Annotated in this window: 7 protein-coding genes; 1 reads left to right on the forward strand and 6 read right to left on the reverse strand. The window is 67.5% G+C overall.

The features are described from left to right. The coding region (glnA, locus tag VN856_RS25390) for a type I glutamate--ammonia ligase (RefSeq protein WP_325694473.1) at window positions 1–1088 on the reverse strand (1088 nt) is incomplete at its 3' end. 196 nt (window positions 1089–1284) lie between these two features. Here glnA and VN856_RS25395 point away from each other — a divergent pair. Further along, window positions 1285–1749, forward strand: a complete 465-nt coding sequence (locus VN856_RS25395) for an RDD family protein (RefSeq protein WP_325694475.1) — start codon at window positions 1285–1287, stop codon at window positions 1747–1749. Here the strand turns inward: VN856_RS25395 and VN856_RS25400 are convergent, their stop codons facing one another. The 5 genes from VN856_RS25400 to sucB form a co-directional block, all read right to left on the reverse strand. Next, window positions 1750–2502 (reverse strand): DUF4191 domain-containing protein, encoded by a 753-nt coding sequence (locus VN856_RS25400; protein WP_325694477.1) that lies wholly within the window; start codon window positions 2500–2502, stop codon window positions 1750–1752. A 27-nt stretch (window positions 2503–2529) separates the two neighbouring features. Further along, window positions 2530–3477: a lipoyl synthase gene (gene lipA, locus VN856_RS25405; RefSeq protein ID WP_325694478.1), complete on the reverse strand. Its 948-nt coding sequence runs from the start codon at window positions 3475–3477 to the stop codon at window positions 2530–2532. Next, a complete protein-coding gene (gene lipB / locus VN856_RS25410) occupies window positions 3474–4205 on the reverse strand; it encodes a lipoyl(octanoyl) transferase LipB (RefSeq protein WP_414687045.1) in 732 nt (243 codons plus the stop codon). Before lipB ends, lipA begins: the two co-directional genes overlap by 4 nt. A gap of 11 nt (window positions 4206–4216) precedes the next feature. After that, entirely contained in the window at window positions 4217–5128 is a 912-nt protein-coding gene (locus tag VN856_RS25415) for a TIGR01777 family oxidoreductase (RefSeq protein WP_325694484.1), read from the reverse strand. Between the two features lie 10 nt (window positions 5129–5138). Beyond that, on the reverse strand, window positions 5139–6373 hold a 1235-nt coding region (sucB, locus tag VN856_RS25420; RefSeq protein WP_325694482.1), incomplete at its 5' end, for a 2-oxoglutarate dehydrogenase, E2 component, dihydrolipoamide succinyltransferase.

The following is a 6373-nucleotide window of genomic DNA, read 5'->3' on the forward strand; positions in this document are numbered from 1 at the left end:
TTGGCCTTCGGGTTGGTGCCAGTGATCGGGATACGCACACACGCCGACCGGTTGCGCTGGCTGTAAACCAGGTTGATCGGAGCCTCGAAGCCGGGGACCAGACGCTTGTAGGAGTTCACCGTCGGGTTGGTGAAGGCCAGCAGCGACGGCGCGTGGTGCAACAAGCCGCCGATGTAGTGGCGCGCGGTGTCGGACAGGCCCGCGTAACCCGTCTCGTCGTACATCAACGGGCTGCCGTCTTTCCACAACGACTGGTGGGTGTGCATACCCGAGCCGTTGTCGCCGAACAGCGGCTTGGGCATGAAGGTGACGGTCTTGCCTTCCTGCCACGCCGTGTTCTTGACGATGTACTTGTACAGCTGCATGTCGTCGGCCGCGTGCAGCAGCGTATTGAATTTGTAGTTGATCTCGGCCTGGCCGCCGGTGCCCACCTCGTGGTGGCCCTTTTCCAGGCTGAAGCCGGCCTTGATCAGGTTCTGCAGCATCCTGGCGCGCAGGTCGACGTAGTGGTCGACGGGAGCGACGGGGAAGTAACCGCCCTTGGGACGCACCTTGTACCCGCGGTTCGGACTGCCGTCGTTCTCGGTCGGCTCGCCGGTGTTCCACCAACCCGAGATCGCGTCCACCTCGTAGAACGAGCCGTTGGTGCGCGAGTCGAAGCTCACCGAGTCGAAGATGTAGAACTCGGCCTCGGCGCCGAAGTAAGCGGTGTCCGCGATGCCGGTGCTGACCAAATAGTTCTCCGCCTTGCGAGCGACGTTGCGCGGGTCGCGCGAGTACGGCTCGAGGGTGAACGGGTCGTGCACGAAGAAGTTGAGGTTCAGCGTCCTGGCTTGGGTGAACAGGTCGATTTGCGCCGTGTCGGGGTCGGGGAGCAGCAACATGTCGGACTCGTGAATTGACTGGAACCCTCGAATCGACGAGCCGTCGAAGGCCAGCCCGTCCTCGAACACGCTCTCGTCGAAGAACGAAATCGGAATTGTGAAGTGCTGCATGATGCCTGGCAGGTCACAGAACCGCACGTCGACGAATTCGACATGCTCGTCCTTGGCCAGTTTGAAAATGTCGTCGGCCGTATTTTCGGACACCGAAGCGCTCTCCTTTGCTGCGAGCTTCGAAACACTGTGGTCGCTGATGAGCACCCCGTTACGCGGGCGTAAACGGGTTGCCCGGTCAGACGCTATGGACGCGGTGCCGCCTGAGTCAAACCCCGTGTTACGTCGACGTTACGTGGCACCACGTGCTGTCCCCGGGTCTGGCCAGAACTGACCTTATTGTGGGGTGATGACCCGCAGCAACCGCCCCCCACCATCAGGTCGGGAACCCGTTGGATCGGGAGAGCCTCAGGGTTATCCGGGCCAGCCGCTCGGTCTGCCCGAACACGGTCCGGGTTCGTTGGCCCGCATGGGGCGCCGATTGGTGGCGCTGCTGGTCGACTGGTTACTTGCATACGGTTTGGCCGCCCTCGGGATGACGCTCGGACTGATCCCGTTGCGCATGCTGTCGACGGTGGTCCTGGTGATCTGGCTGGTGCTCGGAATCGTGGCCGTTCGCTTGTTCGAGTTCACTCCGGGCCAGCTGGCGCTGGGCCTGCGGGTGGCATCCGTCGACGAGCGGATGCACGTCGGAGTGGGCCGGGCCACGGCGCGCGGTGTGCTGATCGCGTTCGTCATACCGGCGTTGTTCGTCGACGTCGACGGGCGGGGGATCCAGGACCGCGTGACCGGCACCGCCGTCGTACGGCGCTGACTACCGCCGGCGCACGGTGCGCTGGACGCCGCGCATCTTGGCATTGCCGGGGATCGGACCCTTGGGCATCGCGGCGGTCCCGGCCCGCGAACCCAGTGCGCTCAGCCGTGACTCCAGCGAATCCATCTGCTTGACGGTGATGTTGGCCGGCAGCTTGGTGAGGTGGCGCTCCAGCTTGGCCAGCGGAACCTCGCCGTCGCCGTTGCCGACGACGATGTCGTAGATCGGGACGTCGCCGACCAGTCGCGCGGTGCGCTTCTTCTCCTGCGCAAGCAGCGGCTTGACCCGGGTCGCGGATCCCTCGCCGACCAGGATGACGCCGGGACGGCCGAGCACCCGGTGAACGGCGTCGAAATGTCCGGTGGCCGCGACCCCGTGGGTGACGCGCCATTTGCCGCGCAGGTTGTCCAGCGCCCAGGCGGCGGCCCCGGTCTGACCGTCGGCCTTGCTGTACACCGATCGCTGCGCGCGCCGGCCGAAGATGATGAACGCCACCAACGCGCCCAGTACAACACCGAGTGCAGGCATCGAGATCAGGGCAAATCCGCCAGACAACACCCCGATCGCGACGGCGGTGCCCACAATCAGCACGAACGCGCCGATCATGTAGGGCAGCAGTCGCTTGTCCTCTTGACGCTGAATGTTGAACGCCTGCCAGAGCTGGCTACGGCGCTCTTTAGCGGCCGCCTTGCGCGTGGCTTTCGCCTCGGCTCGGGCGGCCTTGTTCGCCTTGGCATCGCGGGGTTTGGCCATAATCGCCAAGAATACTGAAAGCCGGGCTCAGCCCGGCTGCGTGGTGGGCGTCTCGTGCCGCTGCTGACTGGCCTGCTGGTAGAGCCGTCCGGCCCGGTACGACGAACGCACCAGCGGACCGGCAAGCACTCCGGCGAATCCCAGGTGCTCGGCGTACTGCGCGAACTCTGCGAATTCATCGGGGTGGACCCAGCGCTCGACGGGATGGTGCCGCGCGGACGGGCGCAGGTATTGGGTAATGGTGACGATGTCGCATCCGGCGCCGTGCAGGTCAGTCAGCGCCGCACGCACCTCCTCGGGCGTCTCGCCCATCCCGAGGATGAGGTTGCTTTTGGTGACCAGCCCGAAATCCCTTGCCGCGGTGAGTACGTCGAGGCTGCGCTGGTAGGAGAAGGCCGGACGAATGCGCTTGAAGATCCGCGGCACGGTCTCGAGGTTGTGGGCCAGCACCTCGGGACGGGACTCGAAGACCTGCCGAAGCTGGTCTGCGTCGCCGTTGAAGTCGGGGATCAACAGCTCGACACCGGTGGACGGGTTGAGCTCTTTGATGGCCCGCACGGTCTGCGCGTACAGCCAGGCGCCGCCGTCGGGCAGGTCGTCGCGGGCCACACCGGTGACGGTCGAGTACCGCAGGCTCATGGCCTGCACGCTCTCGGCGACCCGGCGCGGTTCGTCGCGGTCGAGCGGCGCGGGCTTGCCGGTGTCGATCTGGCAGAAGTCGCAGCGGCGGCTGCACACCTCGCCGCCGATCAGGAAGGTGGCCTCACGGTCTTCCCAGCACTCGTAGATGTTGGGGCAGCCGGCTTCCTCGCACACGGTGTGCAGGCCTTCGCGGCGGACCAGCTTCTTCAGCTCGGTGTATTCCGGGCCCATCCGCAGCCGGGTCCTGATCCACGCGGGCTTGCGCTCGATCGGGGTTTCCGCGTTGCGCACTTCCAGACGCAGGAGTTTCCGACCTTCGGGGGCAACGGTCACGGCGTCGATGCTACGCGGGCGGCGCTGTGCTGCGGGTCAACTGCCAGCCGGCCATCCAGGGCGTCGCAGACCGCCTCAGCGACCGACGACCGGACATCGTCGACCCCGACCCGGTGGCTCAGTTCGGCGGAGATCGATGTCACGCCGGCGTCGCTGATGCCGCACGGGACGATCGTCTCGAACGCGCCGAGGTCGCAGTCGCAGTTGAGCGCGAACCCGTGCAGCGTCGTCGCCCGCGCCACCCGCACACCGATGGCAGCGACTTTGCGTGCCGGTCGGCCCGCGCCGGCCGGCACCCACACTCCGGAGCGGCCGTCGATGCGGCCCACCTGCAGACCGACATCGGTGCACACCTTGATCAGCGATTCCTCGATGCGGCGAACGTAATTGACCACATCGAGCGGCTCGGTCAGCCCGATGATGGGGTAGCCGACCAGCTGCCCCGGCCCGTGCCAGGTGATCTTGCCGCCGCGATCGGTGTCGACGACGGGTGTGCCGTCGTTCGGCCGCTCGTGCGCCGCCGTGCGCCGGCCGGCCGTGTAAACCGACGGGTGTTCGAGCAGGAGCAACTTGTCGGTGCCGCCGGCGGCGCGCGCCTGGGCCAGCTCCTGCTGCAGCTGCCAGGCGACGCGGTAGTCCACGATCTCCATCTGGCGGATGTCGATCGGGGCCGTGCTCGAGCGGATCGAACTCACGGCGGAGAGGCTACAACTCGAACCTGGTGACAACCTGACAGCCGCTAGGCGACATCGCGCGTCGCGGTCGCGTAGCGCAGCGCTTCGCCGACGGTCTTGTGCTCGAACTCGAAGCCGGCCCGCTCCAGCGCAGCCGGGATCGCGCGTTGCCCGCTCAACAGTGTCTCCTCGGCGAATTCGCCCAGCGCAGCCCGCACCGCGAAACCCGGGACCATCAGCGGGGTGGACCGGTTGACCGCCCGGCCCAGTGCTGCGGTGAATTCGGCGTTGGTGACCGGCGCCGGCCCGGTCAGGTTCACCGGCCCGGACAGCCGGTCGTCCTCAATGGCGAATTGCAGGGCCCGCACCTGATCCTCGAGGCTGATCCACGACATGTACTGGCGCCCGTTGCCCAGGCGGGCGCCGAGGCCCACCGAGAACAGCGGCCGTAACTGGCGAAGCGCGCCGCCGGACGCGGCCAGCACCACGCCGGTTCGGGCCAGCACCACGCGCGTGCCGGCGTTGCGGGCCGGCGCGGTGACCGCCTCCCAGTCCTCGCACAGCTGCGCCAGGAAACCTGTTCCCGGCGAGGAGGTTTCGTCGACCACACGGTCCTTCGTGTCGCCGTAATAGCCGACCGCGCTAGCGTTGACCAGCACGCTGACGCCCGCGTCGGCGACGGCGGTGGCCAGCACTTCGGTCGGGGTGATGCGGCTGTCGCGCAGGTTCTGCTTGAACGCCCCCGACCAGCGTCGCTGTCCGATGTTGATGCCGCACAGGTTGACCACGGCGTCGACGCTCTGCAACGTGCCAGTGTCGAATTCGCCGCCGTCCGGATCCCAGTGCAGCTCATTGGCGTTCGCGGGTGCTCGACGCACGATCCGTAGCACGCGGTGGTCTGCGGTGCGCAGCGCCGTGACCAGAGCCGACCCGATCAGGCCGGACGAGCCTGCGATCGCGACGGTAGCGGTCACGATTCAAGCCCTCCTAGAGTCCCAGATCGGCCTCGAACGCGCCTTCTTCGAGCCGATGCCTGATGGAGGTGACGAATCGCCCGGCATCAGCGCCGTCGATCAGTCGGTGGTCGTAGGTCAGCGGGAGGTAGCAGACTGACCGCACGCCGATCGATTCGTTGCCGGTTTCGTCGACGACGACGCGCGGCCGTTTGACGATCGCCCCGGTGCCCAGCATCGCGGCCTGCGGCGGCACCAGGATTGGGGTGTCCATCAGCGCGCCCTGACTGCCGATGTTGGTGATGGTGAAAGTTCCGCCGGACAGTTCGTCGGGCCGCAGATCACCCGAGCGGGCGCGGGCGGCGATGTCGGCGATTGCGCGCGCCAACCCAGCCAGCGACAGGTCGCCGGCGTTGTGGATGACGGGCGAAAGCAGCCCCTGCTCGGTGTCTACCGCGAAGCCGAGATGCTCGGCGTCGTAGTAGGTGATCTCCTTGGTGTCCTCGTTGTAGCTGGCATTGACGTTCGGATGCGCTTTGAGCGCATCGATCACGGCGCGTGCGATGAACGGCAGGAAGGTCAGGTTCACGCCCTCGCGTTCAGCGAACCCGGCCTTGGCCTTTTCCCGCAGCGCGACGATCCGGGTCATGTCGGCCTCATGGATCTGGGTGAGCTGCGCGGTGGCCTGCAGCGACTCGCGGGTCTTCTTCGCCGTGATCTGTCGGATCCGGCTGGCCTTCTGCGTGGTTCCGCGCAGATGTGCCAGCGCGGGCGCCGGTGTGGGTGCGCTGGGTTTCGGCGCAGCCGGGGCCTGTGCGGGGGCCGCGGCCGCTGGTGCCGGCGCCTTGGCCGCTTCTTCCTTCTGCTGAGCGGCGGACAACACATCCTGCTTGCGGATGCGTCCCCCCACGCCGGTTCCGTTCAGCGCGCTGAGATCAATGTTGTTCTCCGCAGCCAGCTTTCGCACCAGGGGAGTGACGTACGGAGCGCTGCTCGAACCGGCCGCCGGGGCGGGTTCGGCCGCGGGTGCGGCTTGTGGTGCTGGCGCGGCCGGCGGCTGCGCGGGTGCCGCCGCCGCGGGCGGAGCGGGTGGCGCGGGCGGAGCGGGTGGCGCGGGAGGAGCTGCTGGCGCGGGCGGAGCCGGTGGCGCGGGTGCCGCTGCCGGTGCGGGCGCGGCAGTGGTGGCGCCCGTGCCGATTCGCGCGAGCTCGCCGCCGACCGAAACCGTGACGTCCTCTTCCGCGGTGATGCTGATCAGCGTGCCCGCGA

The organism is Mycobacterium sp. (assembly GCF_035603715.1).
Taxonomy (GTDB): domain Bacteria; phylum Actinomycetota; class Actinomycetes; order Mycobacteriales; family Mycobacteriaceae; genus Mycobacterium.